17 protein-coding genes are annotated in these 21,039 nt (G+C 48.2%); 10 read left to right on the forward strand and 7 right to left on the reverse strand.

All coding sequences use genetic code 11. The features are described from left to right. Nucleotides 1-87: 87 nt before the first annotated feature. The 5 genes from rpsA to pyrF all read left to right on the forward strand — a co-directional run bounded on the left by rpsA (nucleotide 88) and on the right by pyrF (nucleotide 4,662). On the forward strand, nucleotides 88-1,758 hold the full coding sequence (rpsA, locus tag ACF8PK_RS07235) for a 30S ribosomal protein S1 (RefSeq protein WP_004726493.1): 1,671 nt from the start codon (nucleotides 88-90) through the stop codon (nucleotides 1,756-1,758). Nucleotides 1,759-1,987: 229 nt separating this feature from the next. Further along, nucleotides 1,988-2,272, forward strand: coding sequence for an integration host factor subunit beta (gene ihfB / locus ACF8PK_RS07240; protein ID WP_004726491.1), 285 nt, complete (start codon nucleotides 1,988-1,990; stop codon nucleotides 2,270-2,272). A 138-nt stretch (nucleotides 2,273-2,410) separates the two neighbouring features. Next, the gene (locus ACF8PK_RS07245) at nucleotides 2,411-2,695 is read left to right on the forward strand and encodes a LapA family protein (RefSeq protein ID WP_004726490.1); all 285 of its coding nucleotides are present in this window, start codon (nucleotides 2,411-2,413) and stop codon (nucleotides 2,693-2,695) included. 12 nt (nucleotides 2,696-2,707) lie between these two features. After that, entirely contained in the window at nucleotides 2,708-3,877 is a 1,170-nt protein-coding gene (gene lapB, locus ACF8PK_RS07250) for a lipopolysaccharide assembly protein LapB (protein WP_004726488.1), read from the forward strand. An 89-nt stretch (nucleotides 3,878-3,966) separates the two neighbouring features. Further along, the gene (pyrF, locus tag ACF8PK_RS07255) at nucleotides 3,967-4,662 is read left to right on the forward strand and encodes an orotidine-5'-phosphate decarboxylase (RefSeq protein ID WP_143679228.1); all 696 of its coding nucleotides are present in this window, start codon (nucleotides 3,967-3,969) and stop codon (nucleotides 4,660-4,662) included. 56 nt (nucleotides 4,663-4,718) lie between these two features. Here pyrF and miaE read toward each other — a convergent pair whose 3' ends face one another. Both miaE and ACF8PK_RS07265 read right to left on the reverse strand, forming a co-directional pair. Further along, complete coding sequence (gene miaE, locus ACF8PK_RS07260) at nucleotides 4,719-5,501, reverse strand: tRNA isopentenyl-2-thiomethyl-A-37 hydroxylase MiaE (RefSeq protein ID WP_392440657.1); 783 nt, start codon at nucleotides 5,499-5,501, stop codon at nucleotides 4,719-4,721. A gap of 71 nt (nucleotides 5,502-5,572) precedes the next feature. Then, complete coding sequence (locus tag ACF8PK_RS07265; protein WP_004726483.1) at nucleotides 5,573-6,337, reverse strand: hypothetical protein; 765 nt, start codon at nucleotides 6,335-6,337, stop codon at nucleotides 5,573-5,575. 294 nt (nucleotides 6,338-6,631) lie between these two features. Between ACF8PK_RS07265 and cysB the strand changes: the two genes are divergently transcribed. Next, nucleotides 6,632-7,606, forward strand: coding sequence for an HTH-type transcriptional regulator CysB (gene cysB / locus ACF8PK_RS07270; protein WP_004726481.1), 975 nt, complete (start codon nucleotides 6,632-6,634; stop codon nucleotides 7,604-7,606). A 60-nt stretch (nucleotides 7,607-7,666) separates the two neighbouring features. Continuing rightward, nucleotides 7,667-8,857: a methyltransferase gene (locus tag ACF8PK_RS07275; RefSeq protein ID WP_392440658.1), complete on the forward strand. Its 1,191-nt coding sequence runs from the start codon at nucleotides 7,667-7,669 to the stop codon at nucleotides 8,855-8,857. A gap of 38 nt (nucleotides 8,858-8,895) precedes the next feature. Here the strand turns inward: ACF8PK_RS07275 and ald are convergent, their stop codons facing one another. Continuing rightward, nucleotides 8,896-10,020: an alanine dehydrogenase gene (gene ald, locus ACF8PK_RS07280; RefSeq protein WP_014205403.1), complete on the reverse strand. Its 1,125-nt coding sequence runs from the start codon at nucleotides 10,018-10,020 to the stop codon at nucleotides 8,896-8,898. A 155-nt stretch (nucleotides 10,021-10,175) separates the two neighbouring features. Here ald and lrp point away from each other — a divergent pair, with 155 nt between their 5' ends. Next, nucleotides 10,176-10,670 carry a leucine-responsive transcriptional regulator Lrp gene (gene lrp / locus ACF8PK_RS07285; protein ID WP_004726475.1) on the forward strand — a complete coding sequence of 165 codons (495 nt, stop codon included), beginning with the start codon at nucleotides 10,176-10,178 and terminating at the stop codon, nucleotides 10,668-10,670. A gap of 183 nt (nucleotides 10,671-10,853) precedes the next feature. Further along, entirely contained in the window at nucleotides 10,854-13,760 is a 2,907-nt protein-coding gene (locus tag ACF8PK_RS07290) for a DNA translocase FtsK 4TM domain-containing protein (RefSeq protein WP_392440659.1), read from the forward strand. 125 nt (nucleotides 13,761-13,885) lie between these two features. On the opposite strand, the gene dsbB is transcribed toward ACF8PK_RS07290, so the two are convergent. Both dsbB and nhaB read right to left on the reverse strand, forming a co-directional pair. After that, complete coding sequence (gene dsbB, locus ACF8PK_RS07295; RefSeq protein ID WP_004726472.1) at nucleotides 13,886-14,410, reverse strand: disulfide bond formation protein DsbB; 525 nt, start codon at nucleotides 14,408-14,410, stop codon at nucleotides 13,886-13,888. An 87-nt stretch (nucleotides 14,411-14,497) separates the two neighbouring features. Further along, nucleotides 14,498-16,090 carry a Na(+)/H(+) antiporter NhaB gene (gene nhaB / locus ACF8PK_RS07300; RefSeq protein WP_055466338.1) on the reverse strand — a complete coding sequence of 531 codons (1,593 nt, stop codon included), beginning with the start codon at nucleotides 16,088-16,090 and terminating at the stop codon, nucleotides 14,498-14,500. Nucleotides 16,091-16,757: 667 nt separating this feature from the next. Between nhaB and fadR the strand changes: the two genes are divergently transcribed. Then, on the forward strand, nucleotides 16,758-17,597 hold the full coding sequence (gene fadR / locus ACF8PK_RS07305; protein WP_004726470.1) for a fatty acid metabolism transcriptional regulator FadR: 840 nt from the start codon (nucleotides 16,758-16,760) through the stop codon (nucleotides 17,595-17,597). A 51-nt stretch (nucleotides 17,598-17,648) separates the two neighbouring features. Here fadR and ACF8PK_RS07310 read toward each other — a convergent pair whose 3' ends face one another. After that, on the reverse strand, nucleotides 17,649-18,809 hold the full coding sequence (locus ACF8PK_RS07310) for a DUF1887 family protein (protein WP_392440660.1): 1,161 nt from the start codon (nucleotides 18,807-18,809) through the stop codon (nucleotides 17,649-17,651). A gap of 178 nt (nucleotides 18,810-18,987) precedes the next feature. Next, the gene (locus ACF8PK_RS07315) at nucleotides 18,988-20,979 is read right to left on the reverse strand and encodes a methyl-accepting chemotaxis protein (RefSeq protein WP_392440661.1); all 1,992 of its coding nucleotides are present in this window, start codon (nucleotides 20,977-20,979) and stop codon (nucleotides 18,988-18,990) included. Nucleotides 20,980-21,039: the final 60 nt, after the last annotated feature.

Consider the following 21,039-nt stretch of genomic DNA (forward strand, 5'->3'; position numbering starts at 1 on the left):
CGTCGGTCGCAAGGATGATGACTGGCGAATTTAATAACCCCATGTGGTAGGACACCCGTGGACGTTTACTTATTGAAGATTAATTAAATGACTGAATCTTTTGCTCAACTCTTTGAAGAGTTTCTAAACGAGACTGAATTCCAACAAGGTACTATCGTTAAAGGTACTGTAGTAGCGATCGAGAACGGTTACGTTCTTGTTGATGCTGGTCTTAAGTCTGAGTCTGCTATCCCTGCTGAACAGTTCAAGAACGCTGCTGGCGAACTTGAAGTTGAAGTTGGTTCAGAAGTTGACGTAGCTCTAGACGCTGTAGAAGACGGTTTCGGTGAAACTCAACTTTCTCGTGAGAAAGCGAAACGTCACGAAGCTTGGATCGTTCTTGAGAAAGCTTACGAAGAAGCTGAGACTGTTGTTGGTATCATCAACGGTAAAGTTAAAGGCGGTTTCACTGTTGAACTGAACGGCATCCGTGCGTTCCTACCTGGTTCACTGGTTGACGTACGTCCTATCCGTGACACAGCTCACCTAGAAAACAAAGAGCTAGAGTTCAAAGTAATCAAGCTAGACCAGAAACGTAACAACGTTGTTGTTTCTCGTCGTGCTGTTATCGAATCAGAAAGCAGCGTTGAGCGTGACGAACTTCTTGAGACTCTACAAGAAGGTACTGAAGTTAAAGGTATCGTTAAGAACCTTACCGACTACGGTGCATTCGTTGATCTTGGCGGTGTTGACGGTCTTCTGCACATCACTGATATGGCGTGGAAACGTGTTAAACACCCATCTGAGATCGTGAACGTTGGTGACGAGATCCTAGTTAAAGTTCTTAAGTTCGACCGTGACCGCACTCGCGTATCACTAGGTCTGAAACAGCTTGGCGAAGATCCATGGGTAGCAATCGCTAAACGTTACCCAGAAGGTCACAAACTGACTGGTCGTGTAACTAACCTGACTGATTACGGCTGCTTCGTTGAAATCGAAGAAGGCGTTGAAGGTCTGGTACACGTTTCAGAAATGGATTGGACTAACAAGAACATCCACCCATCTAAAGTTGTTAATGTTGGCGACGAAGTTGAGGTTATGGTTCTTGATATCGACGAAGAACGTCGTCGTATCTCTCTAGGCCTGAAACAGTGTAAAGCTAACCCATGGCAGTCATTCGCTGAAGCGCAAGCTAAAGGCGACAAAGTTACTGGTAAGATCAAGTCAATCACTGACTTCGGTATCTTCATCGGTCTAGAAGGCGGCATCGATGGTCTTGTTCACCTGTCTGACATCTCTTGGAACGTTCCAGGCGAAGAAGCTGTACGTGAGTACAAAAAAGGCGACGAGATCTCTGCAGTAGTTCTAGCAGTAGACGCAGAGCGTGAGCGTATTTCTCTAGGCGTTAAGCAAATGGAAAATGACCCATTCAATGCTTACGTTGCAGACAACAAGAAAGGCGTTCTAGTAAACGGTACTGTAACTGCAGTTGACGCGAAAGGCGCAACTATCGAGCTAGAAGATGGCGTTGAAGGTTACATCCGCGCTTCTGAAGTTTCTCGTGACCGCGTAGAAGACGCTTCTCTAATCCTGAGCGTTGGCGACAAAGTTGAAGCGAAATTTACTGGCGTTGACCGTAAAAACCGCGTAATCAACCTGTCTATCAAAGCGAAAGACGAAGCTGAAGAGCAAGAAGCAATGGCATCTATCAACAAACAAGATGACGCTGCATTCGGTAACGCAATGGCAGACGCTTTCAAAGCTGCTAAAGGCGAATAATTCCGTATCGCTAATTAAAAAGGAGCCGTGAGGCTCCTTTTTTTATGTTTCATTCAACACCTCTCTTATCTTTCCTCTGACTTGTAATTTCGAACTGCCAAGTAAAATAAATCTTGTGAGCAAAAAAAGATTTAGCGAAGCCGTAGAAATTTTCTACAATATTAAGCAAGTGTTTGTTGGAATTGATATTACTGACTATAATCAGGATAAAAACTCGATGAGGGAAACTATGACTAAGTCTGAATTGATTGAAAGACTCTGTGCTGAGCAAACACATTTGTCTGCAAAAGAGATCGAAGACGCGGTAAAAGATATTCTTGAGCACATGGCAAACACCCTAGAGGCAGGAGACCGTATCGAAATTCGTGGATTCGGCAGTTTTTCCCTGCACTATCGTGAGCCAAGAGTCGGGCGCAACCCGAAAACTGGTGAGAAAGTAGAGTTGGAAGGTAAATTCGTTCCACACTTCAAACCAGGCAAAGAACTCCGTGAACGTGTAAACGAAAATATCTGATTTACGTAAAGATTCTTGGATAAAGCGGCATGCTGATTTAGCGTGCCGCTTTTTTGCGGGTGTGTGCTCGATAGCCATGGTTTGTCGGGCTGTTTTCCTGCATAATCAGGTAGCCAATTCGTGAATAGGTAATAGATTATGAAAATAATAAAAATCGTGGTGTTACTTGCTCTCTTTCTGATCGCGTTGGCGTTAGGATCTCAAAATCAGGAGATCGTGACGTTCAATTATCTGTTGGCGCAGGGTGAATTCCATCTGTCAACGCTGCTCGGATCGGTCTTTGTGATCGGCTTTCTGATCGCTTGGATCATTTTTGGTAGTATGCACCTGAAATCCAAACTTGAGATTCGCAAGCTGAACCGAAAACTGAAAAAACAAACGTCGTCTCACGATGTGTCAGAGCAAAAAGCGAATATCGGGTAAGGTCGTTTTTAGATGTTAGAAATTCTCTTCTTGTTATTGCCAATCGCCGCCGCTTACGGGTGGTATATGGGTAATCGTAGTGCCCAGCAAGACAAGCAGAAACATTCCCATCAGATCTCCCGTCAATATGTGACGGGGTTGAACTTGCTTTTGTCTGATCAATCAGACAAAGCGGTTGATCACTTCATTGAACTATTGCAAGTGGATAACGAGACCATCGATACCCACTTGGCATTGGGCAACCTGTTTCGCTCTCGCGGCGAGGTTGACCGCGCAATTCGTATCCACCAAAACCTGATCTCTCGTTCGGGTTTAACCATCGAACAGAAAAACTTAGCGCTGCAACAGTTGGCGAAAGACTACATGGTCTCCGGTTTCCTCGATCGCGCTGAACGCATTTTCGAACAATTGGTCGATGAACCTGAGCACCGCGAATCGGCTCTGCAACAATTGACCGCAATTTATCAGCAAACTCGTGAGTGGCATAAAGCCATTGATTGCGCTCATGCACTGGTCAAAATGGGGCGTAAACGTATGAAAGCGAGCATTGCCCACTTCTGGTGTGAATTGGCGATGCAAGAAAAAGCCGACGGCCACGATAACAAAGCGATCCAACTTTTTAAGAAGGCACTTCAGGAAGACCCGAAGTGCGTTCGTGCCAGCATTTCATTGGGTAAGTTGTACCTAGAAAGCGAAGACTACAAAAAAACGATTCAATACATGGAAATGGTGTTGGATCAAGACATCGACTTTATCGGCGAAGTGCTGCCAACGTTGGCGGAGTGCTACCACCATCTTGGGCAAGAGCAGGAGTTGGTGCAGTTTCTTCGCCAATGCATCTCCGATAAAGCTGGTGTATCGGCTGAGCTGATGCTGGCTCAATTGGTGGCACAGCATGAAGGGGTGGCATCGGCGCAAGAATTACTGACTCGCCAGTTGGTGAAGAACCCGACCATGAAAGGCTTCTATCGCCTGATTGACTACCATATTGCTGAAGCGGAAGAGGGACGGGCAAAGGCCAGTTTGTCGACGCTGCAAAAGCTCGTGGGTGAGCAGTTGAAAGCAAAACCACACTATCGTTGTCGTCGATGTGGGTTTTCCACCCATTCCCTGTATTGGCATTGTCCATCTTGTAAAGGATGGGGCTCGATCAAACCGATTCGTGGTTTGGACGGAGAATAATCAAAGAATTGGCTAACCGCCGGTTTGATAAGACATGCAGCTGTAGAGGCTGCATTTTTTTAGGCTCAACGCGTATCTTAGGAGTAGAAATGAACGACCAAAAAGTGATCGTGGCACTGGATTATGACAATCAAGCGGATGCGCTGGCATTTGTCGATAAAATCGATCCTGCAAGCTGTCGATTGAAAGTGGGCAAAGAGATGTTTACCTTGTTTGGTCCAGAGTTTGTACGCGAGCTGCACAAACGCGGGTTTTCCGTTTTTCTTGACCTCAAGTTCCACGACATTCCGAACACCTGTTCTAAAGCTGTTCGCGCAGCTGCAGAGCTTGGCGTTTGGATGGTGAACGTGCATGCCAGTGGTGGTGAACGCATGATGGCTGCATCTCGTGAAATCCTTGAGCCTTATGGCAATGATCGCCCGTTACTGATCGGTGTGACGGTGCTGACCAGCATGGAACAGCGTGATCTGGCTGGTATTGGCCTAGATGTAGCGCCGCAACAACAAGTGATGCGACTGGCCACCTTGACCAAAAACTCAGGTTTAGATGGCGTGGTGTGCTCGGCGCAGGAAGCGGCCATGCTCAAACAGTCGCTCGGGCAGGCGTTTAAGCTGGTGACGCCGGGGATTCGTCCTGCTGGTTCTGATGTCGGCGACCAACGCCGCATTATGACGCCGTATGAGGCGATTCAGGCCGGTTCCGACTATTTGGTAATTGGCCGCCCAATCACGCAAGCTGCGGAGCCTGCCAAGGTGCTGGCGGCGATTAACGCATCATTGCTTTAACGTTTGGACACTCCTGGCCGTCATGATCAAAAAGGTCAGCACATGCTGACCTTTTTCTATTTGATTCGGTGAGTAGGAACACCGCTGTGGAATTTGAAATCCTCATCGTCTGACAGGATTAAATCCGCTTCGAGTTGGCCAAAGTAGGCAATGCGTGCGCTGATATCACAACCGGCAATTTGCTCCGCCAAGGCCAAATAATCTTGATAGTGGCGCGCTTCAGAGCGTAATAAGGACACATAAAATTTGGCGATGTCGTCATCAAGATGAGGTGCGAGACGCGCAAAACGTTCACAAGAACGGGCTTCAATGTAAGCGCCGATGATCAGTTTGTCGATCAAGGTTTGTGGCTCATGAGTTTTCATGTGTGACAGCAAGCCTTTGGCATAACGGCTGGCAGGAATCGATTCATAAGCGATGTTACGGCTGTCCATGATTTCCAACACTTGATAGAAGTGATGCAATTCCTCTTTGATCAACAACACCATCTTGTCGATTAAGTCTTGGCTGTAAGGGGATGCAGACTTCGCCATGATCGCTTTAGAAATCTGGCTTTTGCCTTTTAGTGTTTCAATGGATCCCGTGTTGCGATACGCAAAATCTTCGTATGGTTTAAACCATTCCAACAGCGAGTGTTGACTCTCTTTATCCACGGCATATTTGCGGATCAGGTACATGGCGGATTGGCCAGCCTTGAGCTCGCACAGCAGGTGATCCAACAGCAACGTTGGTAAGTTGTGTGGTTGGCGTGCCTCTTCGATCCACGCGTCCGGTGTTTCGCAGTGCAAGAACTGGTTAATTGGTTCTAGAAGTTGTTGAATTGCTGGGGTATTCGTCATGATCTTATTAATAAAAAAGGCCGCATTGGCGACCTTTGTTTCAATGAATCGGTACTCTTAGTGCGAGTATATTACCATTTTTTCTTTTCACCAAAGAGCGCTTCCATATCGCTATTACGCTCTTTCTCTTCGATTTGTTGCAGTTCTGCCGCACTTTTGGATTGACGACGTTGCTGTAATTCATCGTACATGCCTTGTAGCTTTTCTCGGGCTTGGTTGGAGTAGGTATCATTTTTGGTGCTTAACACTTCCAGCCCTTTGCGCAGAAGCTGCACGGCGGTGCCCGGTTGGCCACGCACAATGGCATCATTTGAACGCTTAATGACGTTTTCGATGTTGATGCGAATTTGAATGGTTTCTAAGCGCGCATTTTCAGTGACGTAGGCTTGCGTATCAAAGCGGCCTTTGTTGTGCTCACTGCGAATGGTATCGCGTAGGCGCTTCACCAACTTCAACATCACGATCGCTTGTTTATCACTGCTTGGTACTTTAAACGTGGTGCTTTCATTACCCGGATGGTTGTCTTGCAGGTTTTTGATTTGCGCGGCCATATTTTCGATACGCTGCGCCAACTGCTTGTTCTTCGGATCCAGCTCGTACATGCTTTGTAGCGCGTCCAAAATGCGATTGTTCAGACACACCAAGAGATCTTTACTAAAAGGCATGTGATGCGCATTACCAATCAGATCTTCAGTGGCATCAATAATCGTCAGGTAACGCGAAGATTCCTGCTTCTTAGCGGTTTCTACTTTGACTTTATACTGGAGCATAATGTTATAACCCAGAATCAAAACCAGCAGAATGGCAATCAGAGCGATAATTAAACCGATATTCATATAATCCGTGTCTACATTTCCCAAGGCCTAATGATGAAGGATACACTATCCTAACTTTTCACTACACCTACTATTTTATAATTTTCATTATTCCTGTTTTACCACCAAAAAACTGCAACAGAATGCTGAGTTTGGGTGCTCGGTGGCAATTTTTTGTTCAATACGCAAAAAGGTGAATACATTCAAAAACAATTTCGGGGTTGTGCTTTGAATTATGTTCTCGACGCGTTATAACTAATAATTATAAACTATAAACACGTGATGTAGCACTCCGTAAGGATACACAGGTCAATTATGAAGTTGCAGCAGCTGAAATACATCGTTGAAGTGGTCAATCACAACTTAAACGTCTCTGCCACCGCTGAAAGTCTTTATACCTCACAACCCGGCATCAGTAAGCAGGTTCGTTTGCTGGAAGATGAACTGGGCATTCAGATATTTGAACGCAGTGGGAAGCACTTAACGCAGGTGACGCAAGCTGGCGAAGACATTGTTCGCATTGCAACTGAGATTTTGTCGCGGGTCGAAAGCATCAAGTCGGTCGCGGGGGAACATACGCATCCTGAAATGGGGATGCTGAATATCTCAACCACGCACACGCAGGCGCGATATGCGCTGCCCGAGGTGATCAAAGGTTTCACGGCGCGTTATCCGAAAGTCTCTTTGCACATGCATCAAGGGACGCCGGCTCAGATGTCAGAATCGATTGCTAAAGGGTCGGCGAGCTTTGCCATCGCCACTGAAGCGCTGCATCTCTATCACGACGCGATTATGCTGCCGTGTTATCACTGGAACCGAGCCATTGTGGTGCCGAAAGATCACCCCTTAGCAAAGAAAGATCACATCAGTGTTGAAGAGCTGGCGAATTACCCATTGGTGACTTATGTCTTTGGTTTTTCTGGCCGTTCAGAATTGGACGCTGCGTTTCACCAAGTGGGGTTGACGCCGCGCGTGGTCTTTACCGCCACGGACGCGGACGTGATTAAGACGTATGTTCGCATGGGGATTGGGGTCGGCTTGATTGCCAGTATGGCGATGGATGCGATTCAAGACAGCGATCTGGTGGCCATCAATGCCAGTCATATCTTTGGTGCCAGCACAACCAGCATTGGTTTTCGTCGAGGCACATTCCTGCGTACTTATATGTATGATTTCATGGAACGTTTTGCGCCGCACTTAACGCGTCCGGTGGTTGAACGCGCGATCTCGTTGAAATCCAACCATGAAATTGAAGAAATGTTTCGCGATATCGAGTTGCCGGTGCGCTGATTTGTCGCATTGATCTTCCTTGTGTTGGCCCTACAATAGCGCCTTCAACTCGGGGGCCGAATGCGCGAACTTTTTCTACATCTGGATCACTTTCTGACTCACACGCAGCCGTTGTGGCGGTTTGAGTCGTTTCATGCAAGCGCGCAAGCCTGTGTGCCTTGGGCGCAGGCCTATCCTTTACTTGACCAGTGGCTGCATCATTTAGACGAGCCAACAATCGAGCAACTAAAAACCTCTCCATCTGAGCTGTTAGCGAGTCTGTCGCCTTTGGTCGACGGTTTGGCAGAAACGTGGCAGCGTATTCAATTACCGCCAGCGCCTTTGATGGATTGCCAGACGAGCGCGATTGAAAGCGGGATCCCGGGGCGAAAGTTGGAGCAGATTCGCCGACTCGGTGGTGCGGTCGTGAGCTTGCATCGTGGGCAGGCGTGGTTGGAGTGGTGCTCGGGCAAAGGTTATTTAGGGCGCGTGTTGGCGAGTAAAACCAGGCAACACGTCACCAGTTTTGAATATCAAACCGAGCTATGTAAACGAGGGCAGCAAGACGCCGACGCGTTGCATTTACCGATGCGCTTTGTGCAGGGAGATGCGTTTGATGAACAAAGCCGAGCGTGTTTTTCTGCGCAGCAGCATGCAGTAGCACTGCATGCGTGCGGCGACTTGCATGTGCGTTTGATGCAGTACGCGACCGATGCGTCATTGCAAGCGATCAGCTTTTCTCCCTGCTGTTACCATCTCACCCAGTCGTCGCACTATCAATGCTTATCGCAGCTCGCGCAAACGTCTTCTCTGTCGTTGACTCGCCAAGAGTTGAGAATTCCATTGCAAGAAACGGTCACGGGCGGTGAGCGTGTGCGGCGGCACCGATTTGAAGAGATGAGCTATCGGCTCGGCTTTGATGCATTGCTGAAAGCGGAATTGGGCATTACCGCCTATCAACCCGTGCCAAGTATTAAAAAATCGCAATTGAGTGATGGATTTACAGCATTCTGCCATTGGGCTGCGCAACACAAAGGAATCGCGTTGCCGACGGTCGATTTTGCCCATTATCAATACCAAGGCGAGCAACGTTTTTGGGAAATGGAGCGACTCAGCTTAGTGCAATTGGGGTTTCTGCGTCTGATCGAAATGTGGCTGGTCTTAGATAAAGCCATGTATTTGCAAGAGCGGGGCTATCAGGTTGAAGTGTCGGAGTTTTGTGAACGAACTGTGACGCCAAGAAATATACTCATCCACGCTTGGCAGGCATGATAACCGGGCATTCGCCCGGCTATTGCACGCGGTCTGATTTAGTTGAACATCGCGATGGCTTCGGCCGGAGCGACATACGCCAAATTGAAATTCTCGGCGACTTCTTTACATGTTACTTTGCCGTGAATGACATTCAGTCCTTTCATAAAGCCGGGATCGGATGTTAACGCGGCTTGATAACCTTTATTTGCCAATTTAACAATGTAAGGCAAGGTCGCGTTGTTGAGCGCAAAGGTTGAAGTGCGAGCCACCGCGCCGGGCATATTGGCAACACAGTAATGCACCACATCGTCGACGATATATGTCGGGTCGGCATGTGTGGTGGCGTGCGAGGTTTCAAAACAGCCTCCTTGGTCAATCGCCACATCCACGACTGCAGAACCGGGTTTCATGCGACGAATGTGCGCTTTGGTGACCAATTTCGGCGCAGCCGCGCCTGGGATTAATACGGCGCCAATCACCAAATCGGCATCCAGCACGTAGTGTTCAATTGCATCTTCGGTGGAATACACCACATTGGCACGACCTTGGAATTCTTCATCCAGTCTGCGCAGCGTATCAATGTTGCGATCAAGAATGGTGACATCGGCACGCAAGCCAATCGCCATGCGAGCGGCATTGGCTCCCACCACGCCACCGCCGATGATCGCCACTTTTGCCGGTGCGACACCGGGGACGCCACCGAGTAATAAGCCACTGCCACCATGCGATTTTTCCAGTGTTAGGGCGCCGGCTTGAATCGACATTCGGCCCGCAACTTCAGACATTGGTGCTAATAGTGGCAAGCGACCCATATTATCTGTTACAGTCTCATAGGCTATGCAGACAGCTTTGCTCTTGATTAGCTCTTCAGTTTGTGGAAAATCTGGAGCGAGGTGTAAATACGTAAATAAAATTTGCCCCTCTCGGAGCATAGCTCGCTCGACAGCTTGAGGTTCCTTAACCTTTACAATCATGTCTGCTTTCGCAAATACGTCTGCAGCAGTAGGAAGAATGGATGCGCCTACAGCGATGTAATCATCGTCTGAAAAGCCGATGCCGGCACCGGCATTTGTTTCAACAAAGACTTGGTGCCCATGTGAGGCAAGCTCTCTAACGCTTGCTGGAATCATACCCACACGGTATTCGTGGTTTTTGATTTCCTTTGGTACGCCAATGATCATCCTGACTCCTTATGTTTGTGTGGTTGTATTGACTATTGTAGGGTTTTTGTATCGAATTTATGGCTAGTATAGTTAGTGTAATAAGTAATTTGATACTGAATATTAAAAAGTTGTAGTATATTTTTTTGCAAGGAAGTAATAAGGTGGAATAAAAAATGGCAGACAACTATAAAAGGCCGTCCAAGGATTTAGACCGTATCGACCGCAACATTTTGAATGAGTTGCAGAAAGACGGTCGTATTTCGAACGTAGAATTGTCTAAGCGTGTGGGACTCTCTCCAACCCCATGTTTGGAACGTGTTCGTCGATTAGAACGTCAGGGTTATATCACGGGGTATACCGCGTTGTTGAACCCGCAATATCTTGACGCTTCGCTTTTGGTGTTTGTGGAAATCACGCTTAACCGTGGTGCTCCTGATGTGTTTGAACAGTTTAATACCGCGGTTCAGAAACTGGATGATATCCAAGAATGTCATCTGGTATCAGGTGATTTCGACTATCTTCTCAAAACTCGCGTATCCGACATGGGTGCCTATCGTAAACTACTCGGTGATACATTGCTGCGCCTGCCAGGCGTGAATGACACTCGAACTTACGTGGTAATGGAAGAAGTGAAGCAGACCAACCAGCTAGTGATCAAAACACGTTAATTAGAATCTGTCAGAATAGTGGTACTTCTTTCCACATTCTGACTTTCGCTAATTGGGTTTTTGACCTTGATATGGTTAAATCTTCGAACAAACCGAGCGGCTTTTGCCGCTCGGACTGTTTTCACCCCACCAATGTGCGTATAGTGTGAGTCACATTGGCCATAATCATAATCAAGTTGGTTTATGTTCAAAGAGAACAACAATAAAGTCGAAACCATTATCAAAACGAGTGAAGAGCCTCAGTCTCCTCGTTTGAATGGTGCTCAACGTCTCCGTGAGTGCGGTCTTATTCTGGCTGTGCTTGCATCCATTCTACTGGCAGTCGCCTTACTCACCTTCAATCCTGCCGATCCATCTTGGTCGCAAACGGCTTGGGGATCGGATATTCAAAATGCAGGCGGTATTGTTGGCGCTTGGGTGGCCGATACGCTGTTTTTTGTGTTTGGGTCTCTGGCTTATCCTTTGCCGATCATCTTGACCGCAACTGCGTGGATCCTGCTGCGTCATCGTGATGAAGATGAGTCGATTGACCTCATGTTGTGGGGGACTCGTCTACTGGGTTTGGTGGTTCTGCTGCTAACAAGCTGCGGTTTAGCCGACATCAACTTCGATGATATTTGGTACTTTTCATCCGGTGGTGTGGTTGGGGATGTCCTCACTAGCTTGGCTTTGCCGACGCTGAACGTCTTGGGAACCACCTTAGTGCTGCTGTTTTTGTGGGGCGCTGGTTTCACGCTGTTGACGGGGATCTCTTGGCTGAGCATGGTGGAGCGCCTCGGTGAAAACAGTATCCGTGGCTTCCATTGGTTGATCAATCGCCTGCGTGGTGAAAAAGAGGAAGTTGTCGCACCGCAACTGGTTACCCCTGTGGTTGCCGAGCCGAAGGTTTCGCAAGCGAGTGAGCCGGTGCTGAACTCGTCGGTTGATATGGAACCGATTGCGCCTCAACCTGCGTTTGAGGCCGCTATTGAGCCTGAAGAGCGTCGCTTTAACATTCACATCCCAGAGCGCCAAGAGCCGATTCACACGACGCCACCACAGGTTGAGCCAGAGCCGGTGGTCAACACCGCACCCCTGTACACTTATACGGAAGAAGATGACGATGACCTTGAGCACTCGAGAAGTCGCCAGCTTGGTGCAACCATTGAAGAGTTAGAAATGGTCGCGCGAGAAGAAGATGACTTCGCTGATGCGCTACCATGGGAAGAATCGCCACAAGTACCGCAAACACCGGTGTTTGAACCTGAACCATCGATTTCCGAACCTCTGCCACCGCGAGTGGATCCGGTGGCGTTGACACAGACCATTGATGACGTGGAAGACGATCACTCTCACATCGAACCGACGATTTCCAATTTCGACATTCTGGATGAGGAAGAAGAGCCTGCCTTGAATGTGCCCGCGGCGGTGAGTGAGGCGATAGACGATGCGCCACACTATTCTGTAGAACCTGTCGATGACGCAGACGAAGATGATGAGGGTGACAGCGATCAGGATGTGGCTGCATTCCAGAATTTGGTGTCGGAAGCACAAGCGAATATGGCTGCGAAACAGAACCCGTTTTTGGTGCAGCAAAATGTGAACCTGCCCAAACCGGCAGAGCCGATGCCAACACTGGAGCTGCTGTACCATCCTGAAAAACGTGAAAACTTCATTGACCGTGATGCGTTAGAGCAGATCGCTCGTTTGGTTGAATCTAAATTGGCCGATTACAAGATTCAGGCACAGGTGGTGGATATCTTCCCTGGGCCTGTCATTACGCGTTTTGAACTTGATTTGGCGCCGGGCGTTAAAGTGAGCCGTATTTCTAGCTTGTCGATGGACTTGGCGCGTTCTCTGTCTGCGATGGCCGTGCGTGTGGTTGAAGTGATTCCGGGTAAACCTTATGTGGGCCTGGAACTGCCAAACATGAGTCGCCAGACGGTTTACTTGTCTGATGTCATCAGCAGCACGCAGTTTAAAGAATCGAAATCACCGACCACCGTGGTGTTGGGGCAGGACATTGCGGGCGACGCCGTGGTGGCTGATTTGTCGAAAATGCCGCACGTGTTGGTGGCGGGTACTACGGGTTCAGGTAAATCCGTGGGCGTGAACGTGATGATTCTGAGTATGTTGTACAAGTCGACGCCGGAAGATGTTCGATTCATCATGATTGACCCGAAAATGTTGGAGCTTTCGGTATACGAAGGCATTCCTCACTTATTGTCTGAAGTCGTGACGGACATGAAAGATGCCTCGAATGCCCTGCGTTGGTGTGTGGGCGAGATGGAGCGTCGCTACAAATTGATGTCCGTCTTGGGTGTGCGGAACATCAAAGGCTTCAACGACAAGCTAAAAATGGCCGCAGAAGCTGGGCACCCCATTCATGATCCATTGTGGCAAGAAGGGGACAGTATGGATCCTGAACCGCCGCTGTTGGAAAAACTGCCTTATATCGTGGTGGTGGTCGATGAATTCGCTGACCTGATGATGGTGGTCGGTAAGAAAGTCGAAGAGCTGATTGCACGTTTGGCGCAAAAAGCGCGTGCTGCGGGGATTCACCTGATTCTGGCGACACAACGCCCATCCGTTGATGTGATTACCGGCCTGATCAAGGCGAACATTCCAACGCGTGTCGCGTTTACGGTGTCAACCAAAACGGATTCACGCACCATCCTTGACCAAGGCGGCGCAGAATCGCTGCTGGGGATGGGGGATATGTTGTATCTGCCACCGGGTTCCAGTCATACCATTCGCGTTCACGGTGCATTTGCATCCGATGATGACGTGCATGCGGTGGTGAACAACTGGAAAGCGCGCGGTAAACCGAATTACATCACAGAAATCACCAACGGTGATCAAGGCCCAGATGCTTTGTTGCCGGGAGAGAAGATGGAAAGTGATGAAGAGATGGATCCACTGTTTGACCAAGTGGTGGAGCATGTGGTTGAAAGCCGCCGTGGTTCGGTTTCTGGTGTCCAACGCCGCTTTAAGATTGGTTATAACCGTGCTGCTCGCATTGTAGAGCAGCTCGAAGCTCAGGGCATTGTCAGCGCCCCTGGACACAACGGTAACCGTGAGGTGCTCGCGCCCGCTCCGGTAAGAGATTAATCTGTCATCCAAAGAAAAGGCGCCTGATGGCGCCTTTTTTCTAACCGTTGTACTGTCCTAAATAAGGTTTGTACCGGCCTCAATCAAGTTGACACGTTGAGGTCGGGTGATGCAACGCTCGGTACTTATGCACGTTTCGCATGAACAAACTGCGCAATCACAATGACTGCCAGAGCAATCAAGTTGGCGGCAAAAATCACCACCAACCATTGGGGCATGGACAAATTCAAAAACTGCCATACCACTTTACTGCAATCACCATACGCTTCAAACATCCAAGGGAACCACTGGTTCAATGGCGCCCAACTGGGAAGCATGACAAACAGGTCACACGTTGCAAATGGAGACGGGTGAAATTGGTACTCGACATGCTGCATCGCCAGCGTTAAGCCTTTATAAGCGCTGCCAGCCCATGCGGCCAGTCCAAGCCAACGAAACAGTGGGTTGTGTGGCGCAATCAAGCCCAGCACGGCGGCTCCGCCGATGCCCAGCATCGCAATGCGTTCATAGATACACATGACGCAGGGCGCCAGCATCATGACGTGCTGAAAGAACAAGGCACAGGCTTCAAAGAACACCACGAAAGCCAGAAGCAAGGCCCAAGAAAGACGAGATCGAGAAAAAGAGTTAAGGCCGGATAGAAAGTTCACGTAACAATCCTTAGTGGTTCAACATAAAAAAAAGCTCTGATAACTCAGAGCTTTTTATCTCGGAAAAGTTTCCGGTTCAACACATTTTTAGTGACCGCCAGACACGACCGTTCCCATCGCGGGTACACTGTGGTGTGTGATCCACCCCATGTCGTAGAAATAGCTGGTCATTGGGTCAACAAAAAATACGATGCCCGCCAAGCCAACCAGTGTCAGAACCACGGTGTATGGCAGAGCCATCACAACCATGCGACCGTATGACAAACGAATCAGTGGCGCCAGCGCCGACGTCAGCAAGAACAAGAAGGCCGCTTGACCGTTCGGTGTCGCGACTGAAGGAAGGTTGGTACCGGTGTTAATCGCCACGGCCAGTAGGTCGAACTGATCGCGTGTGATGATGCCTTCCATCATGGCCGTTTTGACTTCGTTGATGTAAACGGTGCCGACAAAGACGTTATCCGAAACCATCGACAGTACGCCATTGGCAATGTAGAACAAGGCAAGCTGCGTTTCGCTATCTTCAATGTGCAATACCGCATCAATGATGGGCTTAAACAGCTCTTGGTCGATGATCACTGCAACAATCGAGAAAAAGACGGCCAGCAGGGCTGTAAACGGCAGCGCTTCTTCAAACGCTTTGCCCATTGAATGCTCTTCAATCACCCCGGTAAAGGCGGTCGCAAGAATAATGACCGACAAACCAATCAGACCAACAGCGGCCAAATGCATCGCCAAGCCGACAATCAACCAGACCGCGATGGCGCCTTGAATCCACAGCTTCGCAACGTCTTGGTTGGTTCGGGTTTTGCGTTCTTCGGTATCAAAGTCGATCAGAATCTGACGTACGTTGGCTGGCAGACGAGCGCCATAACCGAAGACTTTAAACTTCTCGACCAGCACACAGGTGACGATACCACACAGGAATACGGGCAGGGTCACTGGCGCCATGCGGATCAGGAATTCACCAAAGAACCAGCCTGCTTGGTCTGCAATGATCAGGTTTTGTGGTTCACCCACCATGGTGGTCACCCCACCAAGTGCTGTCCCCACACCGGCATGCATTAACAGTGAGCGCAAGAAGGCGCGGTAGTTCTCTAAGTCATCACGTGTGAGTTCAGAAATATGTTCATCCTGCGTGTGGTCGTGTGCAGAGTGAAACGACTGTCCTGAGGCGACTTTGTGGTAAATCGAGTAAAAGCCAACTGCAACGCTAATGATGACCGCGATGACCGTCAATGCATCCAAGAAAGCGGAAAGAAAGGCTGCTGCGACACAAAACGCTACGGAAAGCAGCGCTTTTGAGCGGATGCCAAGTAAAATTTTGGTAAAAATAAATAGCAGCAGATGCTTCATGAAGTAGATGCCTGCCACCATAAAAACCAGCAGTAATAACACTTCAATGTTGGCGACTAATTCATGCTTAACTTGCGCAGGACTAGTCATTCCAATTGCGATTGCTTCAATTGCTAATAAACCACCAGGTTGTAGCGGGTAACATTTTAATGCCATAGCCAACGTGAAAATAAATTCAACGACTAATAGCCATCCAGCGACAAACGGATTAATAAAAAAGAACACAATCGGGTTGATAATAAGGAAGGCAATAATGGCAACTTTGTACCAATCTGGCGCTTTACCTAAGAAGTTTTTGATAAATGCGCTTCCTAGCGACATCGGCATGGTGATTACTCTTACTTTAGTTATTAATAGACTAAGTTATGTGCCCGTTTTGGATCTAATTCAAGAAATTAGACGGACGTCTATACAAAAATCTTTTCCAACAATGACTTAGAAAATCAACAAGTGGATGTTATCCGACCGATTTACTGAGTCACTCCCTGAGAAAAACAAGCACTCCGTGCTTTGACCGCAACAATACAGTGAGACGTGATTTAGTCAATAACGAAGCATCAATTGACAAACCACTCACCGGTTTTTCGTGAAGAAACGCGATCAAAGTGGCGCCAGCATACCATAAAACTTATAAAAAATTCATTTGGAAGGTGATAGGGAATGACATTGCCAGTAAAGGAAAGTTTAACGATGAAAAATATGACTTTCTGGTAAGTTAAGTTTGAAATTTATCAAAATAATAATGTGAGCAATCTCTCTTTATCTTGAGTTTTATTATGGCTGGAATATTTATTTTGAAATACTTTGAAACATATTGAAACGTTTATTTCACAATAAAACAGCCTTAATACAAAGAAATAAATTTCATATAGAGCTAAAACTCTAATTGAGTGGTTGTTACCAGTTTACCAATGGTTTGTTTCCGCTGAATGAAAACTAGTGGTATGATGAGTGCCATTCGACCCAAAAAAATAGAAAACTGGAAAAGTACTTAATGGTCATCAAGGCAAAAAGTCCAGCAGGTTTTGCAGAAAAATACATTATTGAAAGCATTTGGAATGGCCGTTTTCCACCAGGCTCCATTCTCCCTGCCGAACGAGAGCTCTCCGAACTGATTGGTGTAACACGTACAACGCTTCGCGAAGTCTTACAACGCTTAGCACGTGATGGGTGGTTAACCATTCAACATGGCAAGCCAACGAAAGTGAACCAGTTTATGGAAACCTCCGGTTTGCATATTTTGGATACGTTGATGACGTTGGATGCAGAAAATGCAACCAGCATTGTTGAGGATCTTTTGGCGGCGCGTACCAACATCAGTCCTATCTTTATGCGCTATGCATTTAAGGTGAACAAAGAGAACAGCGAACGCACTATTTCGAACGTGATTGAATCGTGTGAATCACTGATGGAAGCGACGTCTTGGGATGAATTTATTGCGTCATCGCCATACGCTGAGAAAATTGTGCAACACGTGAAAGATGATGGTGAGAAAGATGAAGCGAAGCGTCAGCAATTGTTGTTGGCTAAAACCTTCAATTTCTACGATTACATGCTATTCCAACGTTTGGCGTTCCATTCTGGTAACCAAATCTATGGTTTGATCTTTAATGGTCTGAGAAAGCTGTACGATCGCGTGGGAAGCTACTACTTCTCCAACCCAGAAGCGCGCCAACTCGCGATGAAGTTTTACCGTGAGTTATTGGACATCTGTTCAACCGGCGACCGCGAACAAATTCCGGCAGTTATTCGCCAATATGGTATTGCCAGTGCGCACATCTGGAACCAGATGAAAACGACGTTGCCTTCGAACTTCACCGAAGACGATTGCTAAGTCGTTACCGCCGAATACTAAAAAGCCCGCTTAGCGGGCTTTTTTCATGGGTTAGATTTCTTCGCTGCCACCGGCAGCGGCAAACCAGTTTTTCAGATGCGTTTTCAAATCTTTGAGCTCATCAGGGCCAATCAAGGCCAGGCCAAGGTCTTCTGCGCGAGTGATGTCGTTGTGGCGCAGTGGACGGAAGCTGACGAGCATGGCTCGCGCTTGAAGGCCACCCAGTAAATCACGCAATGATTCCAGCTTATACAGCGTGTCATCGCCGTCATCTCGCATGCCTTTGGTTTTACATTCAATGATGTGCAGTTTGTTGTTCACCACGGTGGCCACGTCAAGTTCGTTGCGCACTTCGCGATCGCCCAACTGGCGATACACTTGCACGTTCAGCGAACGGTCTTGAATGGTGGGCATATCGTCTTGGATCTGACGTACGGTGCTGTGCACCAGCGTTTCAAGCCATTCACCGTTTGAGAAGCGTCGTGCATCTTCATTCGCGAAGGTCAAAATGCCTTTGTCATAGGTGGCGATGTTCGCTTCCACCAAATCGCTCAGTAGCAAGTTGAGTTCACGATAGCCTTGTTGTTTGTCTGACAATTCAACGTCCAGTCGCTGCTCTTTGCGGCAAGTGGTCGCCAAGTAGTTCAGTGTGGCAAGGCCTGGGCCAAGTTCCAACGCGTTACTCGCCCAACGTTCACCCAATTCATACAATTTTTGATCGAGTTGTGGTGGCAGGCTTTGTTGGTTGAACTCGCCGCGCGCGCCAAAGATGGTGAGATAATCGGAAATAGTGATGCGGTCTTGCACTTGCGTGTCTTTATTACCATCAGGATAGAGCCAGCATAAGCGGTCGCTGTTTGGCTCGACGACAAAAATAGGCCAATGGTACGTCCGAAACACTTCATAGACCGACAACAAACGGTGACGAAGACCACAACTTGCGTTGAGTTTGACGTCCATGTTGCGTTGTTTCAGATCTTCTGCGAGTTCGCGGATTGAGGCTTTGATGTCGGCAATGTTTGAGCCGGAAGGAATTTCGAAAAATTCAGAGGTAATATCGCGCTCATTGAGTACCGTGTGCAAACGGGCGTACATCGTTTCTTGCGAGCTATCGCCAATGAACACAATGTGGCGACTGATGGTTCGGTTATCCAGTAGTGGAGTGACCAAGCGAACCGGATCTTGGTCAATGATGCCAACATGAACGGCCATACGTTATCCTCATGTTTGGCTTGCAAAAATTGAGATGTTTGGAGAAGTTGTGTTGCAAGCCGTATTACTCATATAACGACGCAGCGCACAAAAAACAAGGGCGACTCCGAATAAAAGTCGCCCAAGGTCAATATTTGACACCGCGCTAACACAGCAGGCGGTGTGAGACGAATCTCTGTTAGAGTTTAAATCGGTGAACCAAATGACTTTGCTGGTTCGCCAGTTGTGTCAGGTTACTGCTGGTTTGTGCAATTTCGCTCATCGCTTGATAGCTCTTGTCGGCAATCAGGTTAATGTCTTCAATGCTCTGCGCAATGGCGGTGGTGGTTTCACTTTGTTCAGCTGCGGCTTGAGAAATGTGCGTACTCATCTGACTGATCTCAATGATCAACGCTTGAATCTCTTCCATGGCACTGTTGGCCTGCGATGCTTGTTCAACCGACTGTTCCATGTCCTGCATACAGCTTTCAATCACTTTGCTGGCCGAGCTGGAGCTGGTTTGCAGGTTGCTGATCATGGTTTCGATTTCAGACGTTGACTCCGTGGTCCGCTGCGCCAACACGCGCACTTCATCGGCGACCACGGCAAAGCCACGCCCTTGTTCACCGGCACGCGCTGCTTCGATGGCCGCATTGAGGGCCAATAGGTTGGTTTGTTCAGCGATGTTACGAATCACATCCAAAATCGATCCAATTTGGCTGCTCATTCGGCGCAACTGGCTGACTGCATCCACAGAGTCATTGAGGCGAGTTTCCAATTGGTTAATGGTGCTGATGTTGTTGCTCATGATCTGGCGACCCGATTCAGAGGCACTTTCCACCTGTTGAACCATTTCCAGTGAGTTTTGCGCGCTGTGCGCAACTTCCTGCACCGAGTGCGCCATCTCCGTCATGGCGGTGGCCACGCTGGCGGTTTGCTCGCGTTGCGTACTCAGTTGGGATTGCGCGCCTTGCGAGGTCGATTGGTTCTGATTCGCGGTGTCTGTCAAATCATCGGATGCTTGATTGAGCTGGCGTAGGATGTCGTGCAGGTTATCCGCCAGAGAATTGATGTGACCGCTGAGGCGGGAAAACTCGTTTTGATGTGTAATCTGAATGCGCGGCGTCATGTCACCTTGTGTCAGGCTTTCTAAGGTCGTTAAGATCGACTTAAGTGGTGAACGAACACTATGGGCGATGTGATACCCGATCCCCGCCGCAAGCAAGACCACCACCAAGCTAATGCCAATGGCTTTATAAACCCCTTGCTGATACACATTGCCAGCTTCCGCCAGTGAGTTATCCAAATCTTGGGTGGCGGTTTGGTTGAACGAGTCCAGAATCGTCATCGCATTGTCGACTTCCGCGGCGAGGTTGGCGATGTTGTCGTACAGTGCGTTGCGGGCTTTAAGGTACTCGTTGTGCTGATCCAGTACGCCGCCTTTTTGGCCAATGTCTTGCGTGAATTTTTCGACCGATTCATCAAACACTTTTTTCAGTGCCGGCAATTGCGTTGTCAGGCCGCGGTAAGCGTAGTTCAGGTGCGTCACCGCTTTTTTGTTTTTCAACACCGCTTTTTCAACGAAGTCCATATCCGAGCTTGCCAGTGCATCGGACGTGATCACTTCGGCATCTTTCAATTTAATGAAGTAGCTCTTGGCCATGACTTTGACCGAGATGCTGCTTTGATCGTCGACGTACTCTTTCATGCCAACACTCAGCTCAGAGTGCAAACGCTGGAATTCACGGGTCGATTTTTGTACCTGATCTTGCGCCGAGAACATCGCTTGATAGTTGTTCATGGCTTCGTTGGCTTCATCAAAGTAGCGAGCTTCCAGTTGCTTGAGCGCCTCGATTCGCTCTTGTAAATCGGGATGGCTGGTGCTGGCGTTGGCCAGTTCGTTTAACACCGCACTGAAATCGTCCTTGGCTTGGGCAAATTCATTGCGGGTGACGGTCATGCGTTCACGGTTCTGCGTGGTCAAAAAGTCTTTAAATGATTTGTCTGCGGAAAGCAGTTGAACGCTGGTTTTGTTGGATAGTGAGACGAGTGGTAAGGCGGTGTTGGAGACGCCTTCGAAATTGGAATGGATCTGGCTCATGCCTTGCATCATGGTTGCCACAGTGACGACAAACATAATGATGATCAGCGCAAAGCCGGCGTACATGCGCCTGATTACAGAACCTTGCATAGTTCTCTCCCTTGATACAATCGTTCTTTTATAAGAATAGTAATGACAAATATAAAAATA

It is taken from the genome of Vibrio sp. CJQ_6 (genome assembly GCF_043106745.1).
Lineage (GTDB): Bacteria > Pseudomonadota > Gammaproteobacteria > Enterobacterales > Vibrionaceae > Vibrio > Vibrio furnissii.

Bases quoted from the DNA above. Each gene is read 5' to 3' on its own strand.
- rpsA (WP_004726493.1), top strand. From the start codon at position 88: ATGACTGAATCTTTTGCTCAACTCTTTGAAGAGTTTCTAAACGAGACT.
- ihfB (WP_004726491.1), top strand. From the start codon at position 1,988: ATGACTAAGTCTGAATTGATTGAAAGACTCTGTGCTGAGCAAACACAT.
- ACF8PK_RS07245 (WP_004726490.1), top strand. From the start codon at position 2,411: ATGAAAATAATAAAAATCGTGGTGTTACTTGCTCTCTTTCTGATCGCG.
- lapB (WP_004726488.1), top strand. From the start codon at position 2,708: ATGTTAGAAATTCTCTTCTTGTTATTGCCAATCGCCGCCGCTTACGGG.
- pyrF (WP_143679228.1), top strand. From the start codon at position 3,967: ATGAACGACCAAAAAGTGATCGTGGCACTGGATTATGACAATCAAGCG.
- miaE (WP_392440657.1), bottom strand. From the start codon at position 5,501: ATGACGAATACCCCAGCAATTCAACAACTTCTAGAACCAATTAACCAG.
- ACF8PK_RS07265 (WP_004726483.1), bottom strand. From the start codon at position 6,337: ATGAATATCGGTTTAATTATCGCTCTGATTGCCATTCTGCTGGTTTTG.
- cysB (WP_004726481.1), top strand. From the start codon at position 6,632: ATGAAGTTGCAGCAGCTGAAATACATCGTTGAAGTGGTCAATCACAAC.
- ACF8PK_RS07275 (WP_392440658.1), top strand. From the start codon at position 7,667: ATGCGCGAACTTTTTCTACATCTGGATCACTTTCTGACTCACACGCAG.
- ald (WP_014205403.1), bottom strand. From the start codon at position 10,020: ATGATCATTGGCGTACCAAAGGAAATCAAAAACCACGAATACCGTGTG.
- lrp (WP_004726475.1), top strand. From the start codon at position 10,176: ATGGCAGACAACTATAAAAGGCCGTCCAAGGATTTAGACCGTATCGAC.
- ACF8PK_RS07290 (WP_392440659.1), top strand. From the start codon at position 10,854: ATGTTCAAAGAGAACAACAATAAAGTCGAAACCATTATCAAAACGAGT.
- nhaB (WP_055466338.1), bottom strand. From the start codon at position 16,090: ATGCCGATGTCGCTAGGAAGCGCATTTATCAAAAACTTCTTAGGTAAA.
- fadR (WP_004726470.1), top strand. From the start codon at position 16,758: ATGGTCATCAAGGCAAAAAGTCCAGCAGGTTTTGCAGAAAAATACATT.
- ACF8PK_RS07310 (WP_392440660.1), bottom strand. From the start codon at position 18,809: ATGGCCGTTCATGTTGGCATCATTGACCAAGATCCGGTTCGCTTGGTC.
- ACF8PK_RS07315 (WP_392440661.1), bottom strand. From the start codon at position 20,979: ATGCAAGGTTCTGTAATCAGGCGCATGTACGCCGGCTTTGCGCTGATC.